Annotated in this window: 11 protein-coding genes and 2 pseudogenes; 3 read left to right on the top strand and 10 right to left on the bottom strand. The window is 53.6% G+C overall.

Annotation, left to right across the window (positions count from 1 at the left end):
- Positions 1-31 precede the first annotated feature (31 nt).
- Positions 32-346, top strand: a complete 315-nt coding sequence (locus tag RYB66_RS19685; protein ID WP_057405518.1) for a hypothetical protein — start codon at positions 32-34, stop codon at positions 344-346.
- Between the two features lie 302 nt (positions 347-648).
- On the opposite strand, the gene RYB66_RS19680 is transcribed toward RYB66_RS19685, so the two are convergent.
- A complete protein-coding gene (locus RYB66_RS19680; protein WP_316895216.1) occupies positions 649-5,481 on the bottom strand; it encodes a M10 family metallopeptidase C-terminal domain-containing protein in 4,833 nt (1,610 codons plus the stop codon).
- A 265-nt stretch (positions 5,482-5,746) separates the two neighbouring features.
- Here RYB66_RS19680 and RYB66_RS19675 point away from each other — a divergent pair, with 265 nt between their 5' ends.
- On the top strand, positions 5,747-6,625 hold the full coding sequence (locus RYB66_RS19675) for a carboxylate/amino acid/amine transporter (RefSeq protein ID WP_005779368.1): 879 nt from the start codon (positions 5,747-5,749) through the stop codon (positions 6,623-6,625).
- 1 nt (position 6,626) lies between these two features.
- Here RYB66_RS19675 and RYB66_RS19670 read toward each other — a convergent pair whose 3' ends face one another.
- From RYB66_RS19670 to RYB66_RS19660, 3 genes are all read right to left on the bottom strand, one after another.
- Entirely contained in the window at positions 6,627-7,361 is a 735-nt protein-coding gene (locus RYB66_RS19670) for an SDR family NAD(P)-dependent oxidoreductase (protein ID WP_010217371.1), read from the bottom strand.
- Between the two features lie 75 nt (positions 7,362-7,436).
- Entirely contained in the window at positions 7,437-7,982 is a 546-nt protein-coding gene (locus RYB66_RS19665) for a Bro-N domain-containing protein (protein WP_316895213.1), read from the bottom strand.
- A gap of 461 nt (positions 7,983-8,443) precedes the next feature.
- Positions 8,444-11,074, bottom strand: coding sequence for a UvrD-helicase domain-containing protein (locus RYB66_RS19660; protein WP_316895211.1), 2,631 nt, complete (start codon positions 11,072-11,074; stop codon positions 8,444-8,446).
- 419 nt (positions 11,075-11,493) lie between these two features.
- Between RYB66_RS19660 and RYB66_RS19655 the strand changes: the two genes are divergently transcribed.
- Positions 11,494-12,069 carry a DUF1349 domain-containing protein gene (locus tag RYB66_RS19655; RefSeq protein WP_316895209.1) on the top strand — a complete coding sequence of 192 codons (576 nt, stop codon included), beginning with the start codon at positions 11,494-11,496 and terminating at the stop codon, positions 12,067-12,069.
- A gap of 56 nt (positions 12,070-12,125) precedes the next feature.
- On the opposite strand, the gene RYB66_RS19650 is transcribed toward RYB66_RS19655, so the two are convergent.
- The 6 genes and pseudogenes from RYB66_RS19650 to RYB66_RS19625 all read right to left on the bottom strand — a co-directional run.
- Positions 12,126-12,563 carry a DUF3757 domain-containing protein gene (locus RYB66_RS19650; RefSeq protein WP_316895207.1) on the bottom strand — a complete coding sequence of 146 codons (438 nt, stop codon included), beginning with the start codon at positions 12,561-12,563 and terminating at the stop codon, positions 12,126-12,128.
- A gap of 1,111 nt (positions 12,564-13,674) precedes the next feature.
- Complete coding sequence (locus RYB66_RS19645; protein ID WP_316895205.1) at positions 13,675-14,805, bottom strand: SEL1-like repeat protein; 1,131 nt, start codon at positions 14,803-14,805, stop codon at positions 13,675-13,677.
- Between the two features lie 290 nt (positions 14,806-15,095).
- Complete coding sequence (locus RYB66_RS19640) at positions 15,096-15,476, bottom strand: DUF4279 domain-containing protein (RefSeq protein ID WP_316895228.1); 381 nt, start codon at positions 15,474-15,476, stop codon at positions 15,096-15,098.
- A 211-nt stretch (positions 15,477-15,687) separates the two neighbouring features.
- Positions 15,688-15,938, bottom strand: a pseudogene (locus RYB66_RS19635) (hypothetical protein).
- A gap of 38 nt (positions 15,939-15,976) precedes the next feature.
- Positions 15,977-18,097, bottom strand: coding sequence for an alpha/beta hydrolase domain-containing protein (locus tag RYB66_RS19630; RefSeq protein WP_316895203.1), 2,121 nt, complete (start codon positions 18,095-18,097; stop codon positions 15,977-15,979).
- Positions 18,098-18,622: 525 nt separating this feature from the next.
- Positions 18,623-19,228: pseudogene (locus RYB66_RS19625) on the bottom strand (mechanosensitive ion channel family protein); the annotation flags it as partial.
- Positions 19,229-19,403 lie beyond the last annotated feature (175 nt).

Here is a 19,403-nt window from a genome sequence, read left to right as displayed (position 1 = left end):
ACTCTGACAATCCCGCTTCGGAGATCGCCGAATGAATCGACTGTGCTGTGTACTGCTGGTCATGTTGCCTTTGACGGCTTTTGCGTACCCCATCGAGGTCGAAAAGCAGTATCAGGGCGTGAAGATCGATTACGTGACGCACGACGTTTATCACAACATCGGGTCAATCACCGTCAGCAACTACGGGGATGTAGACGCCAAATGTTCGGTGGTGTTCGTCAACGGGCCAGAGGCGCCGCGAACCCGGCGTATGCAGGTTGGCGCAGGTCAGAGTGTCGACGCTTCATCCACGTTCAATCGCAGCATCATCAAGTTGCGAATCAGGCTCACCTGCCAGCCGGTCTGAGAGTAGAGCGCTCTTATGGATAAAACAAATTTATGGATGGGTTAAGCAAGGGGCTTGAAGTTTTTAATCGATAAATCGATTTTATAACGGGGTCCGCGTTGCGTTATGCGCAATTGTGGCCGAAGACTGTGGGAGCGAACTTGTTCGCGAAAGGGCCGGTATGATCGCCGAAAATGCATCGGCTGAAATACCGTCTTCGCGAACAGGCAAAGCGTCGCCGCTTCGCTCCCACGCCCTTGGGGCAGAAGCCTGAAAGCTCCTTGTTCCGGGCTTTCAGGACTTGTGCAATACGCTGAGCACGATCAGACGATGATATCGGCCGCTTGCAGACTCTGCACGCCAGTCAGCTGGATTTCAAAGTCCGCGCCGATGTTGTCATCGAGATTGCCGTACAGCACCCCATCGGCAAAGCGAAGCTCGCCGGTGTTGTTGGCGCTGAACGCCGCGTTGCCTATGAACACGAACGCATCGTGGGCATCGGTCAGCGGTCGGGCATCGAAGCCTGTGAAGTCCAGCTTGTCGCCTTCGGCTGCCTTGAAGCCGTTGATGATGTCGCGCAGGCCGCCCAGGCCTGTCTCGTTGCTGTTGTTGAACACGTAACGGTCTGCACCGGTGCCGCCAATCAGCGTATCAGCGCCTGACCCGCCGATCAGTACGTCGTCACCCGCGCCGCCGGACAAGGTGTCATTGCCACTGCCGCCGTTCAGGACGTTGGCGTTTTTGTTGCCGGTCAACGTGTCGGCAAACTGGCTGCCAGTCAGGTTCTCTGTACCCTTGAGCGTGTCCAACCCGGAGCCGCCGGTGGCCTGTTGAGCGCTGGTGTTCAGCGCAACCGTAACGCCTGCCGTGGCAAACAGATAAGACACCGTGTCATTGCCGTCACGACCGTCCATGACGTTGTCGCCAGCGCCTGCGTAGATCAGGTTATCAAGGGTGTTGCCGGTTGCGTTCGCCGCCCCTGTGCCGGTGATGACGATGTTTTCCAGGTTGGCCCCCAGCGTGTAGCTGGCCAGCGAACTGAGCACCGTGTCGATGCCGCCTACCTGCTGATCTGCGTTGGTCTCGACCACACGGTCGGCTGCATCGTCAACGTAATAACTGTCCGATCCGTCGCCGCCGGTCAGCAGGTCGGCACCCGCTGCGCCGTCGAGAACATTGTTGCTGGCATTGCCGGTGATGACGTTTTTCAGCGCATTGCCGGTGCCGTTGATGGCAGATACGCCGGTAAGCAGCAGGTTTTCCACGTTCGCCCCCAACTGCCAACTGACGGAAGACACCACGGTATCAACCTGCGATGGCGAATCATTGCTCTCGGTGACGGTATCGAGTGCGTTATCGACTACATAGATGTCGTTGCCGTCCCCGCCGGTCATGTCATCTGCGCCCTGATCGCCATCCAGCACGTCATTGCCGGCGCTGCCCACCAAAGTGTCGTCGTCACTGGTGCCGAAGATGTTGCCGCCTTCATTCTGGCCACTCTCGAAAATGGCGGCCGGGTCGTTGTTGTCGCTGGCATCGCCACGAAAACCCAGGTCATCGGCAATGAAGTCGGCCAGGCGCTGACCGACGATTTCGGCGGACTCTTCGTGCAGGTGCCAGACGTCATCGGGGTAGACCAGCGGGTTGACCTCGTAACGCAACGGCAGGTCGGTGTAGTCAACTGCCAGCTTGACGTCGGCACGCTCATTGGCGATGGCTTCCTGAGCGTTTCTGACGTATCCGGCACCCTCGACAATAGCGTTGATCTTTTCTTCGGTGTAGCCGCGCGCCTTGGCCGCTTCGGTCTGATAGTGGCCGGTTTCGGCCATGTACACGGTGAAGTCGCCGATCTGTGCGTGCAGGTAATCGAACACCTTCAGGGTCGAGGCTTTGTACAGGTCGGCTGCAGCCTGCTTGTCCGTGGCGCGGGCTATTTCCTGCGCGGCTTCTTCACCCTGACCCCAGATAATCCCGGTGGTCACTTTATCGATAGCCGTCAGCGACGCCAGTTGCGACTTGAGAAGTTCGGTCGCACGCAGCAGCGCAGGGCCTGGCTGATCGGTATCCACCAGCCACCACGAAACACGCTGTTCTTCCTGCGTGCCGGTCGAATAGCCGACCACGGTGCTGCCGCCTACGGCAAGGTCGATGCCATCACCGTTGGCGTCGGTGAACTGGCTGCGCACGTCATAATCGGTGTAACGGGCCAGGTCCTTGACCATTTCCGAGGTGCCGGACTGATTGTCGTCTTCGGTCATACGCAGCAGGCGTGCGTTGGACTGGCCAAGCGTCGGCAGATAGAGAATCTCCTGAGCCTCGCGCTGGCCAAACACGAAGTCCGCATCGGTCAGGGTGTCGATCAGGTTGCCGCTCAGGGCGATTTCGAAGCGATTGCCGTCGGCATCCGGCGTGGCGGATTTGACATAGGTCTTGTCGCCGGCTTCGTTGAGGGTCATGTACAAGGTGTGATCTTCACCGTTGCCCAGCCCCAGGAAACCCAGAGCAGAGACGTCTATTTTGTCCTGGCCGGGGGTGAAGTCATAGATTGTGTCGGTGGCAGTCAGCCCGCCAGCATCGTAATCGCGGTAGCTGTCGGTGAGTGTGCTGTAGACGAACGTGTCGGCACCGTCTCCACCGTACAATGCGTCGCGGCCAGCGCCACCGTTGATGATGTCGGCACCGGTATCGCCACGCAGCGTATCGTCGCCACCCAGCCCGAGAATGGTGTCGTCACCTTCGGTGCCATACAGCGCTTCCGCATTTTCGGTGCCGGTCAGAACGCCCGGTGTGACGTTGCCTACCGTGATGGCAAAACTGTCGGCCACCGAAGCGCCGGTGGCGTCGCTTGCGGTCAGCAATACCGAGTAAAGCCCGGATGCCGTGCCGCCCGGTGTGCCGCTGAAGGTCAGGGTCTTGCTGTCGAACTTCAACCAGTCGGGCAGGGCGCTGTTATCGGCCAGGGTCGCGCTGTAGGTCAGCGTGTTGCTGTCCGGATCACTGAAACTGCCCGGTTGTACTGCGTAGGAAAACGCCTTCAACTCGGTAACGTTCTGATCCATCAGCGGTGTATTGAGCACTGGTGCCTGATTGGCGGCGGCTGCGGTGGAGAAGATGAAGTTGGACGCGCTCAGTTTGTCGGCCAGATTGCCTTGCAAGGCAATCTCGAAGCGATTGCCTGTGCTGTCGACCGCATCGGTCTTGATGTAGGTCTTGCTGCCGTCGGCATTGACGGACAGGTAAATGGTGTTGGCGCTGCCATCGCCCAGGCCGCGCAGGCCTATGCTGGACAGGTCGATGCGGTCTTCGGCCGGGTTGAAGTCGGTGATCGTGTCGCTCTGCTTGGTGCCGCTGGCGGTGTAATTGCGATAGCTGTCCAGACGCGAGTTGTAGATGAACAGGTCCGCGCCCGCGCCACCGGTCAGGGTGTCGGCATCGGCTCCGCCAGTGATCGTGTCGGCGCCCGCGCCGCCATCGATACGGTCCGTACCGGCGTTGCCGTTGATCACGTCATTGCCGTCGGTGCCGGTCAGGGTATCGCCGCCCGCCGTGCCTTCCACGACATGCTGGAAGATGAAATGACTGGCATTGAGCGTGTCTTTCAGGTTGCCGCTCAGGCCCAGTTCGAAGCGGTTACCGCTGGCATCGGCGTCGAGTGATTTGACGTAGGTGCGGTCCAGCGTGGCGTTGTAGCTGATGTTCAGCGTACCGCCCTTGCCGCTGCCCAGCCCGGTGAAGCCCAGGTTGCTCAGGTCGATGCGGTCCTGGCTGATATCGAAGTCGGTGACCAGATCGGTGGCACTGGTGGTGGCCGTGCGGTAGCTGTCGGTCAACTGATCGAAGCGAAAGGTGTCGGCACCCGCGCCACCGGTGAGCTTGTCGGCCCCGGCACCACCAATCAGGATGTCGTCACCCGCACCGCCGTTCAAGGTGTCCTTGCCCGCCAGACCGAAGATCTGCTCGTGGGCCGCGCCACCGGTGATGACGTCGTTGGCCTCGGTACCATTGACGGTCACCAGCGGGAACGCATCACCTGCGAAGCTGCCGTCGCCATACACCAGGGTCAGCCCCTTGCTGGTGTGGCTGATGGTGTTGCCGACGATGCTGTTGCGGTCGGTGCCGTCTTCGTTACGCTCGGCGACGCCGTAGGTGGAGTTGTCACTGCCGGTGATCGTGTTGCCACGGATCAGGTTGTCGCTGCCGCTGAAGAACTTGCCGGACACGCCCGTGGTGTCGTCGTAGGACTGAATGATGATTTCCGGAACTGCTGAACCCAGCGCGTTGTTGCTCAGGGTGTTATCGAAGATATCCACCCCGGAACTGCCGTAAATGCGCACGCCGGCGTTGCCGTTGTCGTGGATGTCCACGCCGCTGACCGAGACCTGGCTGGACAGCTTGATCAGTACGCCTTCTGCTGCGTTGCCATACACCGCGCCGCCGGTGATGGTGATATTGGCAGGCGAGGGGATGTTTTCACTGCCGCGCTGCACCACGATGCCGGTGCTGCCATTGCCGTAGGCGACGTTGTTGCTCAGGGTGAAATCGTGAGTGCTGGTCACCACGTTGAAGCCGTGACGGTCGTTGTTATAAGCAATGTTATTTTCAAACACGCTGTCGCTCAGGTAATCGGCCACGAAACCGTCCAGGCCGTTGCCATGGGATACGCTGTTTTTGATCACCATGTTGACGGTCTGCTCGTGCGGGTCGAAGCCATAGCCCGAGCAGTCCTTGATCTCGACGCTGTCGAGCGTAACGTTCGAATCCTTGCCGTCAGAACCTGGAATGTAGCCGTTGAACCAGCCGTCCACCTTGCCGGTGGTGGCGTCCCGGTTACCGTCCAGTGTCAGATTTTTCATGCCGAAGTCGTGGGTTTCTTCGCCGTAGGCGGAACGCACGATGCCGGTGACCTTGGTGTCCGAGCCATCCGCCAGCTTGATGACTGTCTCGCCCATGCCCGCGCCCGATAGGGTCACGTTGCTTTTGAGCATCAGGCAGCCGTCGGAAGGCTCCTCGCCACCGGACACAATGTAGGTCCCGGCTGCCAGCACAACTTCTCCACCGCCCGCCGCTGCAGCTGCATCAATAGTGGCCTGAATGGCTGCTGTATCGTCCGTAACGCCGTCGCCCACTGCACCAAAGTCTTTTGTGTTGAATATCATGGTGTTACTCCGGGCGACGAGGATTTTAGGTGATGAAGTCAATATTGCAGCGCCCCGGAGTAAGACCCTCCATTAAGGAAAAGTTGCGTGATATAGGCTATATTTTCGGCGAAACCGACGACATGTGCGTCAAACATACGACTGTCATATTTGTGACGGGTAACGCGGGGCGCGGCGACAGGTTGGCGTCAAAAAGCGGCGGCCGTCGAGTGGACAGTGAGTGACGCAACCGCTATGGTCGCGCCCTTCAAAAATGGGGGCAGGCATGGGTTATCTACTTATCGTCACACTGATTCAGGCGTTTTCGTTCAGCCTGATCGGTGTCTATCTGGCCGGGCACGTCGACAGCTATTTCGCGGTGCTGATCCGCGTGGTGCTCGCTGGTCTGGTATTCATCCCGCTTACTCGCTGGCGTCAGGTCGAACCGCGATTCATGCGTGGCATGCTGCTGATCGGCGCGCTGCAATTTGGCGTCACGTATGTCTGTCTGTACCTGAGTTTCAGGGTGCTGACCGTGCCCGAAGTATTGCTGTTTACCATCCTCACGCCACTGCACGTGACGCTGATCGAAGACGCGCTGAACCGGCGATTCAATCCTTGGGCCTTGCTGGCGGCGATGGTCGCTGTGCTGGGTGCGGGCGTGATTCGTTACGACGGTCTGGACGGCGACTTCCTCGGCGGTTTCCTGCTACTGCAACTGGCCAACTTCACCTACGCCGCCGGGCAGGTGCTGTACAAACATCTGGTGGCACGCCACCCCAGCGATCTGCCGCATTACCGACGTTTCGGCTATTTCTACCTGGGCGCACTGGCGGTGGTATTGCCCGCGTTCCTGATGTTCGGCAACCCGCAACACCTGCCCGAAGCGCCGACCCAATGGATCGTACTGTTGTTTCTCGGCCTGTGTTCGACGGCGCTGGGCATGTATTGGTGGAATAAAGGCGCGTGCATGGTCAATGGCGGCACACTGGCAGTCATGAACAACCTGCATGTGCCGCTGGGACTGCTGATCAATCTGCTGATCTGGAACCAGCATGAAGACTTCACCCGCCTGCTGATTGGTGGCGGGGTGATCGTGGCGTCGGTGTGGATCAGTCGCCTGGGCGTGCGGCGTGTGCCGGAGAGCGTTTCCGGCACGCGTTGAGTCAGACGTGCTGGCCGCCGTTGACGTGAATCTCCGCACCGTTCACGTACGACGCGCCAGCCGTGCACAGGAAGTAGATCAGCGAAGCGACTTCCTCGGGCTTGCCCAGCCGGTGCATCGGCACCAGCCGCTCGACAATTTCCGCCGTGCCGGGTGACAGAATCGACGTATCGATTTCACCCGGCGCAATGGCATTGACCCGTATCCCGTGCGGGCCGAAATCGAAAGCCATTTCCCGGGTCAGTGCCGACAACGCGGCCTTGGACGTGGCATAGGCGACCCCGGCAAACGGGTGAACCTTCGAGCCGGCAATCGAGGTGACATTGATGATGCTGCCCTTGGCCGCTTTCAACTCGTCAAACAGACCGCGAGCCAGTAGCGCCGTGGAGAACAGGTTGACGTTGAACACCTTGATCCAGGTGCTGTAATCAGACTCCAGAACGCCCATGCGACCGCCTTCCGCAGTCTTCGGCGAAACTCCCGCATTGTTCACCAGCGCATCCAGACGCCCGCCGAGCTTATCCTTGATCGCCGCCATGCTCTCGCTGACGCTGTCGATATTTTCCAGGTCCAGATGGATATGATTGAGCAGACCTTCAGCCCACGGACAGTCATCCACCCAGTTCTGCCTGGACGCCGTGAAAACTTCCCAGCCTGCGGCATTGAAATGCTTGACCGTGGCATGACCGATCCCCCGGCTTGCGCCAGTCAGCAACAGCTTTTTCTTGTCGCCCATGAGTGCGTTCCGGTTTTTGAGGGTGGATGCATCATGTTTTTTGGCGGGCGGGGTGTCAACGCTGTTTGTCCGGTGTCAGGCCGCAGAACGTATGCGGTTAATCCGCCTCAAGACCCTGCGCCATATTGCCCGCTTCGGCTGGGGTGCTGCCTCGGTCACCACATTCGGCATGTCCCGCAAGCGAATCCAGGTTTCACTGCGCCAGTGCAGCACGCTCAGCGAGGTGCCCGGCCACTGCAATTGACTCATTCTGGGGTTATCCAGCGTGAAGTTCTGCTGACCATGCAGCACCGTCAGCACCTCATGCGTCAGCCACTGACGCAACGCGCGGTTTTCCGGCACGTAGTGATGAACCAGCAACGCCAGCACGCCGGATTCGCTGATCATCAGTTGCCGCTGGCATTCGCCATTGGCCTGCAACCAGACCTCGCGACGCTGATCGGCATCAAGCTTGAGCGTGGCACGCTCGTCCAGCGCCTTGCCCATCAGACGGGCGAGGTCTGCGAGGCAAAACCATGCCTGGGCATCAGTAAAAATGGCGCGCAGCATGCGGCTGTGACGGAGGAATAGGGTGGCTTCGAAGTGGGGTGTATGGGTGTTTCTGAGAACGATATTTTGCATGGGTGACGCTCTTTTTGGTTATCGAGAGCCGCCACGGATTGTCGCCAAACATTGGGTGGCAGCTGTGTGCAGGTTGGCGAACCGGGCAAAAAGACAAACCCCGGCAGACCCGAAGATCTCCCGCGCACAGCCGCCATAGCGCGACATGCAGGCCGATAGGATCTGCTGTTTCACGATGGAGCGTATTTTTGTCTTTTCTTTGGGTCGCCAAACCCAGCCGCTGATTTTGCAGCGAACGACGGGGAGGTTAGCGTGGCAGGTATGGGGTGGCAAGAGGACGTTAGCTGTTTTGAGGCGAGAAAAATGACCGGAGGGATATTGTGAGGAAAAAGAGCCCAATCGCTGCTTCGCAGAGAGGACTGATAATAAATTTATCAGTATGAGATGTGCTGGTGTAAGCCTGTAAATTGCTGCTTAATTGCTATGATTTACAGGCTAATACTATTTAGCAATAGACTAATTCAAATGTTATGGTTTTCTTTTTTTCTAGAGAGCTTGGATAGCTCAACTGTTCTGGTAAGAGCTTCCGATCTCCTAGCGAATTTCGATTTTTTGATATCTTCAAATGCAATTGATCCTAATATATTTTTCACTCTGGTGTCTGCCGCCATATCGGATAAAAGCTGTCCAATCGACTTCCATTTCTTTGCTCCTCTTTTGTCTCGTAGTCCTTTCCCATCGACTAGATTTAAAATCACTTCAATACTGCGTGTGTTTAAGCCGATTGCATCACTGTGATAGATAAATTTTATGCCTGAAAGTGATAATGAGTTATCGCTGCCCTCCCCCCTATTGATTTCTATTCGTATGGGCTCGTATACGTTCTTATTAGGCGAGACGCCATCCAGCCAACTATCCCAAGTGTCCTTGATGAAATAGTCTTCGCTATCCGACATTAGTTTGCTCAGCTCATTGCAGTAAGATAGTATTAGTTGATGTTTTGTTCTGGTCATAGCTACATAAAATTTAGAAATGTCTCTGAATTGCTCTTCTTTAGGGGCGGCTTGATCGGGTAAAAATTCTTCGGAGCAGTTTAAAATAACTACGTAATCAAATTCAAAACCTTTGGTTTGCTCTAGGTCTGAAAGAAAAATGTCGCTGATATCAATGTCTATTGCACCGTCAAGAAGGGGGATTCCCACGCGCTCAGAAAGATTTTTTACTTCATAGCTAGTGAATCCACAATATGCTATGCATGCTTTTCGGCCTGGATGCTTTAATATTTCGTCCTGTAAATAATTTAGCGCGTAAGAAAACTCGCTGCCAAGAGAGTTGGCTTCTAAAATAAGAGGCGTTGTACCGCTTCTGTCGGCTAACTCAGGATCAAGCAGCTCATAGTCTTCAAGGGGTTGGTGTTCAGCATTGTAGTGATGTTTCAAGATGTGGTGAGCGGCTCTCAGAACATCTTTTGTGTTTCGGTAGTTTTTCTTTAGAGCTAGAGAGCGATTACTGCACTCGATTCCCGCAAGCCTCATACTTTGTCTTTTGGTTTGAACTTTTTGAGCTGCATCCCCGCACAAGAAAATATCGTTTTTTGATGGTGGGGTAAGTGATCTAATTACTTCTAGTTCAATAGTTCCAAAATCCTGGCATTCATCAATAATTATCGAGCGATAGCTGGTTTTGAAGAGGTCTTTATATTGATAGAGCTCTGTGGCTAGACCCAAGTAATCACATATGCCAATATCCCGCATTTTCTTTTCCCACAGCTCTAGTCCTTTCAAAATCAAAGTTCTAGCGTCGGCGTCGAATGGGATAACTCTCCCCTCTCGCTCGGTTTTTAAATATTCATTGCGGCGTTTTTTGGGGAACGCAGATCGAATCCAATCAAACTCTTCTCTTATATAATGTTCGGAGTTTATTCCTCGTTGGATTAGTGTTTTGTGTATGGGGAGTAATACTTTTGCGTCTTCATTGTTTAGCTCACACCTGTAAAACTCGGTCCAAACTTCATCGATATGCTCTTCGCTTTTCCACGTTTTATCATCATAAATTTTTTGGTTGTGAGGCTCGTAAGATGCTAATAGTTTTTGACATAATTTAAAAAAAGGTAGTACGTCAATTCTTTCAGCTAATTCAGTTGGTGCGGCGGCTTTAACTAAGCTCTCTATTAGGTGGGCTAGTGGTTTGTTTAATGTAATAACTAGAATTTTCTCGTCAGGATATTCTGTAGCTAACCAGATTGCTCGTCGAACAACCACGCAAGTTTTTCCTGATCCTGAAACCCCAATAAGCTTGGCCGGACCTGTAAGATTAGCAGTGGCGATTTTTTCCTGTTCGGGATGCATAAATAACATCCAGCTTTTGTAATCGCCCCCCATCATTACTTGGTCAGCTCGTGCCAGGAACTCTTTGTCATCCGGCCTAAACTCTATGAACGCATCTCCGAACTTTATTTTTACAATTTCTTCTGGCGGAAGTTCGTCAATTTCGCGGCTGTCGCCTAAGAATAGTTTTAGTCGGTCATTTGCTGCACTGAAGTTGTCTGAGCGTATAAGAACTAACGCGTCATATAGTGCTTTGGCATGTTCCTCGATATCAATGCTTGAAACGACTTTAAATATTTCTTCTTCGCTATGGGCGCCTGTCAGATTCTCTATATCTCTACATGTCGCTCTAGAAATACCCTCAAGTACTCTATCAAAAAGCTCCTGCGGTTCGAATAGCTTAAATAGCTGCTCTGAATGATAAGACAGGTTGTCGCCAGCAGATATTCTTTCATCAGTGCTGACCGATGCAGGTACAAAGTTTACTATTAACTGCTTGTTTACGCTAAATTTTATATCTTTATGTCGGTCTAGCCATTTATCCGTATCTTCATGATTGCCAAGGAAAAGAAAGAAGACTACTTTTTCGTCTTGTACTGTGATCAGCCTTGCTCTACCCGCAAGATCGTATTTTACGCATTTATCGATTCTAGTTTCACCATTGTTTGTAACTTGCAACCCCTCAAACGGGTCTTGGCCAAAACTAATTCTACCAAACATCGCCTGCACTAATACCGCTGCTTTTTGACTGGATCCCCCAGCCTTGACCATTTTCTGTATGTTCGCACGGAAATCTTTGTGTTCTACGTATCTGATATCACTCATTGTTTACCCGATCAGTCCATGCTTGGTTTTTAGTTCCACCGGTTATGCGCTTGAGTCCTATGCAGTCTGTCCGGGGGGTAGGGGTGTCCTTTTGATATCATAACTGATGTGTTATTGGAAACCAAAGGATGTCGTCAAACAAGTCTGTGTAGGATGGAGATTTAGGTGTTTTGAGTTCTTGACATCAAGACGGGCCTCATTAAGCGAATTGCGCTGCATTAAGAATTCTTGTCGTTGTGGCTACGTCTTAACATTTGAGCTATTCGCCTTTGGATCGTAAGCAAGTCAGTTTTGGTTTGGGTCTTAAAGTGCTCTCTGTCAGGCATGGTAAGATCATGGGCCAGCCAACGGCGTAGTCGGTATGTTTTGTCTGCTCTTAGGCTACCTACAGTCATAGTTTCTCTAACACAGGAGATAGCATGTTTGACAAAGGCATCTGGCTGAACCAACCCCGGCACTCCAGCGTGACAGACGAGCGTTTGACAGTCACCACAGACCCGCAAACCGATTTCTGGCAGCAGACGCACTACGGTTTCTGCCGCGACACCGGTCATTTTCTGGGTGTTTCGGTGACCGGTGATTTCACTGCACAAGTGCATGTGCAAGGCGATTTCAAGACGCTTTACGATCAGGCGGGTTTGATGGTCCGCATTGACGAGCGCAACTGGGTCAAAACCGGCGTTGAGGTCAGCGACGGAGCCCTGATGCTGGGCAGCGTTCTGACCTGCGGGCAATCGGATTGGGCGACTGGTGCGTTTGATGAGTCGTCATCCGGCCTCTGGCTGCGAGTCACGGTCGCCAAGGGCGTTATGCGTATTCAGCACTCCAGCGACGGGCTGCGCTGGCCGCTGCTGCGCCTGGCACCATTTCCCGTGAGTGAGTCTTATGCCGTAGGCCCAATGTGCTGCAGCCCGGAGCGGGGAGGGCTGGAGGTAGTGTTCTCTCATTTCGAGGTCATGCCTGCACTGGGCAAGGATTTGCATGATCTGACGTGAGTGACTCTTCAGCCGGCCATTGCAGGCCCGCTGAAGAGCGACATGCTCACCTTGTTTTACTTAACAACGGTGAACTTGCAGTTTTCAGGTGATGTTTTTTCACATACGTTATAGACGAGACCCAAAAAACCATTTTCTTTTTTCCAGATACTGCCTGCAGTTTTCACAGTGAAATCCTTATTGTTTTTAGCGGTGAAGCGCATGTCCAGCATCTCGCGCCCACCGATGTTGTAGGTACAGTATTGCAGCATCTGAGGCGCGTCTGCGCTCTCTTGAATAGCGATGGCCAGTTCAAAGGACTGCACAGGCATTTTCTTTGTTACAACGCCTTGCAGCACGCCGGTCCACTCGCCGTCATTACCGCTCGCCCGGTATACACCGGGTGAGACCTGTTCGATCTTTTCCACGGCAGGGCAGTTTTCCGCCGCTTGAGAGGTCAGGGACATGCCCAGCAGGCAGGTAGCAATTGCGGCGCTGATTAATACTTTTTTCATGATATTCCTTTAATTGAGAATTTAATTCTTGATGTGTTTATATGAGTGTTAGTGCGGATATTTGACGCAGTTGCACAGCGCGTGCTTGTTGTCAGGTACGCCAGTTGGTTGCATGTTTCTGTTTGGTGTGTGGCAGTGGTTTTGTTGCTTATTGTTTCGTTGTTAAAGGCGTGCGTATTTTAGTAAATATTTGATCGTATCCAGTGTGGATGAATTTATCTTAGGCGCTAGAGTGTTTATTGTCTGCACCTTCAGGCCTTAATTGTTTGTAGGAAATGGCGTTGGTTTGTGTGGGGATAGTGGGCTGGCCGATTACTCCTGAAGCCCTGTCCACATAGGCATGGCAAGGGCTGCGCGCGGGATGACGACTCGAAACGCCAAGCCGGGGGCTTCACCAAGGCTTGGTTCGTGAAAGCTACTCCCCACAGGCGTACGCACCAATAATGCCTTTGCGGTATCCGCATAGGGGAACCGAATTCTTTGGCTAACAGGATGGCAGTTATTGCCCACTAGATCTAACGCCGAAGCGCTCAGAAATCCTGATCCTTCTTGAAACTCCATTCAAGTATGTGCGCCTCGACAAGCCAGCGCCATAACTTCATCTTGGCTAACCAGAGGCCATCCTGTGTAACCAGTATTCTAGGATTTCTCTTTCGGTATTCAGGGTCATGGGAAAATATCGATTCTGATGGGTAGCGGCGACTAGGCTAGGAAGGTCTGACTTCGAACTCTCTTTTGGTCAGGCCTGCTTTTAATGACCGCTTTGGGTCGATAGTAGCCCCTCCCCGACGATCCCTCCCAATCACTGCTGGCCTTCAGGTGCTTAAAGAAATCGTTTTCGTAAACTTGGGAGACGACATACCAGAAGCGGACTTGGGCATCCTGCATATAATCATCTAAAGAGAACTGATTGCACGCTGAGTAAAAAATGAATCGTTATAAAAATCAGCTAGTAAAAGCTCAAACCAAAGAGACCAGCGTTGAACTGGAACCCGCAGCAACGAAAAATATCCATTAGCAGGCTGACTGGCTAAAGCTGGCTGCTGAGTCTGTTGAAAAAGGCTTTTGTGTCCTCTGAGAGCTTTCCAAGTGTTTCAAGCACCAGCGGCATTCACGAGTTGGGTTGAGTAGTAACCTCCGTGACATCACCTTCTAGTTCGCTTAAACCCTTAGGGCTCGAATAAAGGGCTTCCCAGACAGATACGTCAGCCAGTTGCTGCGCCGAAAGCGCTTTTTCTTCCTCTTTAAGCTGCACGCGGAGGTCCTCTGCCATATTGTTTGGTAGCTCGTGTTTCAGCGCCACACGCAATAGCCCGCACGCCTTGACCTTGTTACGTTCGAAACCCTGCCCATTATCGAAATGAAAGGCGAGTGCGACAATCGCGGGCGCGCTTCCTTGTTTTGCGGCCTTTAAAAACCAATGGTTCGCCAGTGAGTAATTAAACGCGACATCACCGCCACTGCTGTATAGGTAGCCAAGGACGAATTGAGCGTTAACCCTGCCTTCCTCGGCAGCACGGGTATACCATTGCAATGCGGCGGAAGGATTTTTGGGAACACCAGTGCCATGTAGAGTGGACGCTCCCAACATTTCGTATGCAAGGCTGTTCCCGGAGTTGGCCGCTTCGGTGAGCAATTTCACTGCGTGTTGAGGATCTACCTGAGTACCTTTGCCATAGAAATATAGTGTAGCCAGAAGTAGTTTGGCCTCCGCATCGCCTTGAGCACTTGCCCTGCTGGCCCATTTGAAAGCTTCCTGATCGTCTTTTTCAACGCCGCCGCCGTTGAAATAAAGGGAAGCGAGCTTTTGTTGAGCTTTAACATGACCTTGCTCTGCGGCCTTGCTGAACCACCTCGCCGCTTGGCCAAAATCTGTCTCAGTCGCTACCCCCGCAGTGATTGCGGTGCCCATAAAATACTCGGCATCAGCGTTCCCTCGTTCGGCCGACTCAGTTACCCACTGAAGGCCTTTGGCTCGATCAATATCAACACCACGTCCATAGAAATGAATGAGGCCGAGCTTATACTGAGCAACAGGATCGCCATTTTCTGCGGCGCGTGAATACCAAATCATGGCTTTGCCAGGATTTTTGCCAACGACGAGCCCATCTTCATAGGCGGAGGCGATCAACACAACGAGACTATATGGGCTACGCCAGAAAGTAATGCTGAGGGTGACAAAAAGAAATGCTGCAACGCAAAGGTATAGAGCAACTAAAAACCGGCGCAATTTAAAATCCATCCTTGAAGCGTAGGCGTGGAGTTTATCGAAGCTTATGAGCGCTTTCTATAAACGTCCGCTCTTGGCCGATTGCTGCCAGTCACGACAGGCAGCAATCGGCCAGAAGTAGTCGTTCGAATTCGTCCGTTTCACTCCTTGCCTCGTGAACAAGGACCGTCGTAAAACTCAGAAGGTAGCGCGACAGCTAGCCTGGTGAAAGGCTAGCTTCAGAGTTATCTGAGAAACCAGTAGTAAGGCGATGAAGCTTGGAGCACAGGCCAATTTTGCCCAATTGCTATGCTTCGAAGGCCCTAATTTCGATAGGTATCAATATCTATTGTCGCGCCTACGATGTGGATGAAATCAATGACTGGTAACCCAAAGCCTATAGCTGGCATGGGAGCTTCTTCATCTTGGTCAATCCACAGTACGACCTGAAAAACGCACCTCAGATCAAACTTCTTTTTTGCCTCAACAATCTTTGCAGCAAATGGCGCTAGTCGTGTTACTAACGCTTCCGACATTTCGTATACGTCGATCAAATCGCTTTCTATCCTTCCGTTTGAGACTGACCAGCATGAGTTTCGACGCAGGGGCGCGTCAGGACTGCGCGGAGCTTTCCGAAAAATCTTTGTCGCAGTTAGTCCTACGTACGCCGTCACTTCGTCTGGCTCAAAATTGTCGCCGTACATTGCAAAATATACTTCGCCGGTTGTCGTCATATAAATCCTCATCTCTGTCGTCAGCCGATTCACGACGATGCCTGAAGTGCTGCCTGCGCGACCTACCGCTTCGGGTTGATAGCCATCGGCCGTAGATGACCGCTTTCGACCCAATGCGGCCGGTCGGGAGGGGTAGAATCGAGCAGTGCCCATGGTGCGGTGATAGCCAAGTTCCTGTGTGTTAAGCACATTTGTGGGTGAGAGGGGGAGGCAAAGGTGTTCCATCCTCATAGGAGCCTAATGTTTTCCGTGCACGTACACTAGCTCCTCAACCTGCACATACGGCAAGTCCTCGGTGAACAACGAGATGGTTAAAGTGTTGTTAGCATCACATCGGAACACCTCAGCACACACCTGCCCAGTCGCGTCGATGAGTTCAATCCCGAGACCATCCCTTATCACATCAGAAGCAATCTGAAACAGAAAGTCCATGTATTCCTCCTTTGTAGTGGTCAATTGGTCACCCCTGCTCAAGGCCCTACACGCACACCTTTCTCCTGTGCTTCCTTCACAAGCCGCTCACGGTCTTCAGGAAGTAGCATCCGCGCTTCAACCAGCGAGTCTGCAGCTTTACTCACTGCAGACACATAAGCCTCCTTCGTGGGGTAGCGTTCCTCCAGGGAAGGGCGAGGGTCTCCGGCCACGATTCGCTCTTTCTTCGTCGTGGCAAACGGGAGGAAGCTGCCTTGGAAGTTGCAAAAGCCGCCATCAAAAAACTCGGGCCTGAAGGTGTTCCAACCCGTGTAAGTCCCGATGGGAGCACCCAGATACACATCCCGAACGCCACCCACATCAATTCCGTCTGCATCCACTTGAGGTACCAAGAGGCCGTAACTGCCAACCCCAGATTTCGGCGGCTCGTTGGTGAGAATTCCAGAGCTGTCTTCGGGACGAAAACCAGGTCCAAAATCAAGCACTTGCAGGCTATTGACGGCACCGGTATAGCGGAGCGCGGGGCGCGTGACGCCGCCATAATTGGTCGCGGGGATGAGCGGGAAACTGACCCTGTCCGCCGGCACCAGTGTGCCGTCCGCCACAGAGGGCTTTATCGAAGCGGGCGGTGTTGTCTCATCACGTACCCAGCCGACGAGGTTGATGAACGCTGCGCGCATTGTCCAGGTGTGCGGGTTTGGATTCGATTGAACCTGGCAAAGTCCAAAGGGTGGGTTAGCCGGGAGTGGCAAAGACGGCGGGGCATGCTGTGTACTTGCCATAATAAAAGTGCGGACGTTTTCCGGTTCATGTGTATCGCGCAAGCCGAGTGGGTCGGTAAGGCCAAGCGACTGGCGTCCCTCCCAAAGTTCAAGGGCCGTTGCCATGTGGAATATCAGAGGGCAGGTGTTGTTATCGTTGCAGCGATCCAGCAAACCCTGCGAGCGTCCGGTAATCGGATCGGTTTCCCGGCCATAGGTAAACGGAAAATCGTAAGCAGGGTAGTCATGATCGACCTGCTGGCCCCACGCCCGGCCAGGCTGAGCAAATCGGATGTTGAGCGGCATCAGGCCGCCACCGATATGCGGCATCGCACCATCATAGACCCGATGACCTTCCTCGCTACGGTTGAACCCCAGCGCGATCATGCTGCGAATGAATCGCCCTGATTGTGATGAGCCAGTGATAATCGACTTGACCTTAGGCCCATGCACTACAGGGTTGGGCACACCGGTATCGTCATGCTCAGCCTGTTGGAAAAACGCACCAATATCCCGTGCGATCGCAAAACCAATACCCATTACCGCCGGCTCCTTGGCCCGGTATATCAGCTCGTAAAGCTTGCCGGGCTGAAAACCAGCGGGTAGGCATATCTGGGTTTCGTTCGGCGTATTACAATCGCCAAACTTCCAGTCATTCACTGGAATTTCCTGCCTGGGCGCATTTGCCCGCGAACGCACCGTCAACGTCGGACGAAAGCCATCTGCGAGCACTTTGGTATTGTTGGTTTCAACCGATTTGTAGCTTGTATGAGGCGGCGTGGAGGTGAACCAACCTGCGGACAGGTTAAGGCTGACGGTCGGTGAGAGCGTGGTCAACTCACTGCGCACCACACCTGTTACCGGCGACCCATCAGTATTTATGGCCGTCGGCAATTGCACCATCATGCGGTTGTCGCCCGGGGCAACGTCCCCCTGCCAGGCAAACGCGATCAGCGTCGTACCCTGGCGCTGTAGAAAACCGTCCCCAGCGACTTCGAAGTTGTTGAACGCTGCTGGACTACCCCGCATATCAGCATTGAACAATAACATCGCGCGCTTAGAGCCTCGATTTGGCACGTCGAATAGAAGAATGTCATTCGATTTGGCCACGTCAGCGGGACGCAGGATTGCAACATCAGTCGTGTATTCAACCACCCCACGACCGTTACGGGGGGCAAGTTCGATGTCTTGAATAATCTTGTTTTCAGAAGCTTCTGGGTCTAATTCACCATGAGCGCGCGCAAAGACGCGTTCGTAAGTACCTGTATTCCCGAAGCTTTCGCCTCCGAAAGCGGGCTCGGTCCGCAGGATCTCCAGTTGTGTGATACGGGCTTGGGCGGGTGCTGCAACGATCATCATTGAGCTTGCCAACGCTGCAGCATGAAATAGGCGATTCATCCTTACCCTCGACTTGTCATTTTTTTTATAGATGGCTTTTGATGCTCTGATAGCAATGCTTGTACAGATCGAAGCGCTTCAAGCATAGCCCGCAGCTAGCTCGGTTATCATGAATCGTGAGCGTTCCGAACGCAGACTTGCGTTTCCTAGATCAAAAGATATCCCACCAACGACGAGTATCAAGGCTGTCTTTCCGACCTAGCGATTTCCTATAGCCGTACAGGCCCAAGCGGCCCGTGATCACTGCGACAAGAAAGACCAGAAACCAGAATCCGTCGACATCAATCCAACCAATCAGTTGCCGGTGGAAAACAGCGAGTAGCACGAAAATTGCCGCAACTAGACACCCAAATTCTCGATTAGACATAGCACTCCTTATGGACGAAAAACAGCGCTCTTGTACTGACCAAGCCCCTGCGGGTGAGGTCAGGCGGCGGGGATACGGCGAAGCATTCTTTCGCCTCCGAATCGTCTGCACATAGGTAAGTCTCAAGCCAGCTTCATTTTTTGCATTGAGTGTACTCCTCAGCCTAAACGTTCTTTAGGAAACGTATCTGCAGTCTGGTGCCGAACCTCCCCCCGCAACCCAACCCGCATATCCGCCCCACTAGGCTGCTGATACAAACTCAACCCAAACTCCGGCATCACCGTAATCAGATAATCGAAAATATCCCCCTGTATCCGCTCGTACTCAACCCACACCGTCGTGCGGGTGAAGCAGTAGATTTCCAGTGGGATGCCCTGCGAGGTGGGTTCGAGCTGGCGAACCATGCAGGTCATGTTCGGGTTGATGTCGACGTGGCTCTTCAGGTACGCCAGGGCGTAGGCGCGGAAGGTACCGATGTTGGTCATGCGCCTGCGGTTGGCGGACATTTGTGCGACGTTGCCTTGTGCCTGGTTCCAGGCCAGCAGTTCCGCCTGTTTGCGGCCGATGTAGTCGGTGAGCAGGTGGATTTGCATCAGTTGTTGTTCTTCATCGTCACGCACGAAGCGCACGCCGCTGGCGTCGATGAACAGGCTGCGTTTGATGCGCCGTCCGCCTGATTGCTGCATGCCGCGCCAGTTGCGGAACGACTCGGACATTAAGCGCCAGGTTGGGATGGAGACGATGGTTTTGTCGAAGTTCTGTATTAGTGAGTTAAATGCTGGACATGGACATGGAACTTCAATGAAATCAGCATCTTAATCATTTTTAGGTACTGTCCATTTTTTTTTAGTTTCGATGGACAATATTGCGCAACCTACGCTTAAGGAAGGTCTGAAGTAGCCGGATGTTTTCCGGCTACCGAGTCCTCAGCACTTTCAA

This window comes from Pseudomonas syringae group sp. 243L2 (assembly GCF_032587875.1).
Classification (GTDB): Bacteria; Pseudomonadota; Gammaproteobacteria; order Pseudomonadales; family Pseudomonadaceae; genus Aquipseudomonas; species Aquipseudomonas amygdali.
Note: the sequence above shows the minus strand (reverse complement) of the source record. Positions and strands in the feature narration are given on the sequence as shown.

Coding starts and splice junctions, on each gene's coding strand:
- RYB66_RS19655 (WP_316895209.1), top strand. CDS start 11,494: ATGTTTGACAAAGGCATCTGGCTGAACCAACCCCGGCACTCCAGCGTG.
- RYB66_RS19675 (WP_005779368.1), top strand. CDS start 5,747: ATGGGTTATCTACTTATCGTCACACTGATTCAGGCGTTTTCGTTCAGC.
- RYB66_RS19640 (WP_316895228.1), bottom strand. CDS start 15,476: ATGTACGGCGACAATTTTGAGCCAGACGAAGTGACGGCGTACGTAGGA.
- RYB66_RS19645 (WP_316895205.1), bottom strand. CDS start 14,805: ATGGATTTTAAATTGCGCCGGTTTTTAGTTGCTCTATACCTTTGCGTT.
- RYB66_RS19660 (WP_316895211.1), bottom strand. CDS start 11,074: ATGAGTGATATCAGATACGTAGAACACAAAGATTTCCGTGCGAACATA.
- RYB66_RS19630 (WP_316895203.1), bottom strand. CDS start 18,097: ATGAATCGCCTATTTCATGCTGCAGCGTTGGCAAGCTCAATGATGATC.
- RYB66_RS19685 (WP_057405518.1), top strand. CDS start 32: ATGAATCGACTGTGCTGTGTACTGCTGGTCATGTTGCCTTTGACGGCT.
- RYB66_RS19680 (WP_316895216.1), bottom strand. CDS start 5,481: ATGATATTCAACACAAAAGACTTTGGTGCAGTGGGCGACGGCGTTACG.
- RYB66_RS19670 (WP_010217371.1), bottom strand. CDS start 7,361: ATGGGCGACAAGAAAAAGCTGTTGCTGACTGGCGCAAGCCGGGGGATC.
- RYB66_RS19665 (WP_316895213.1), bottom strand. CDS start 7,982: ATGCAAAATATCGTTCTCAGAAACACCCATACACCCCACTTCGAAGCC.
- RYB66_RS19650 (WP_316895207.1), bottom strand. CDS start 12,563: ATGAAAAAAGTATTAATCAGCGCCGCAATTGCTACCTGCCTGCTGGGC.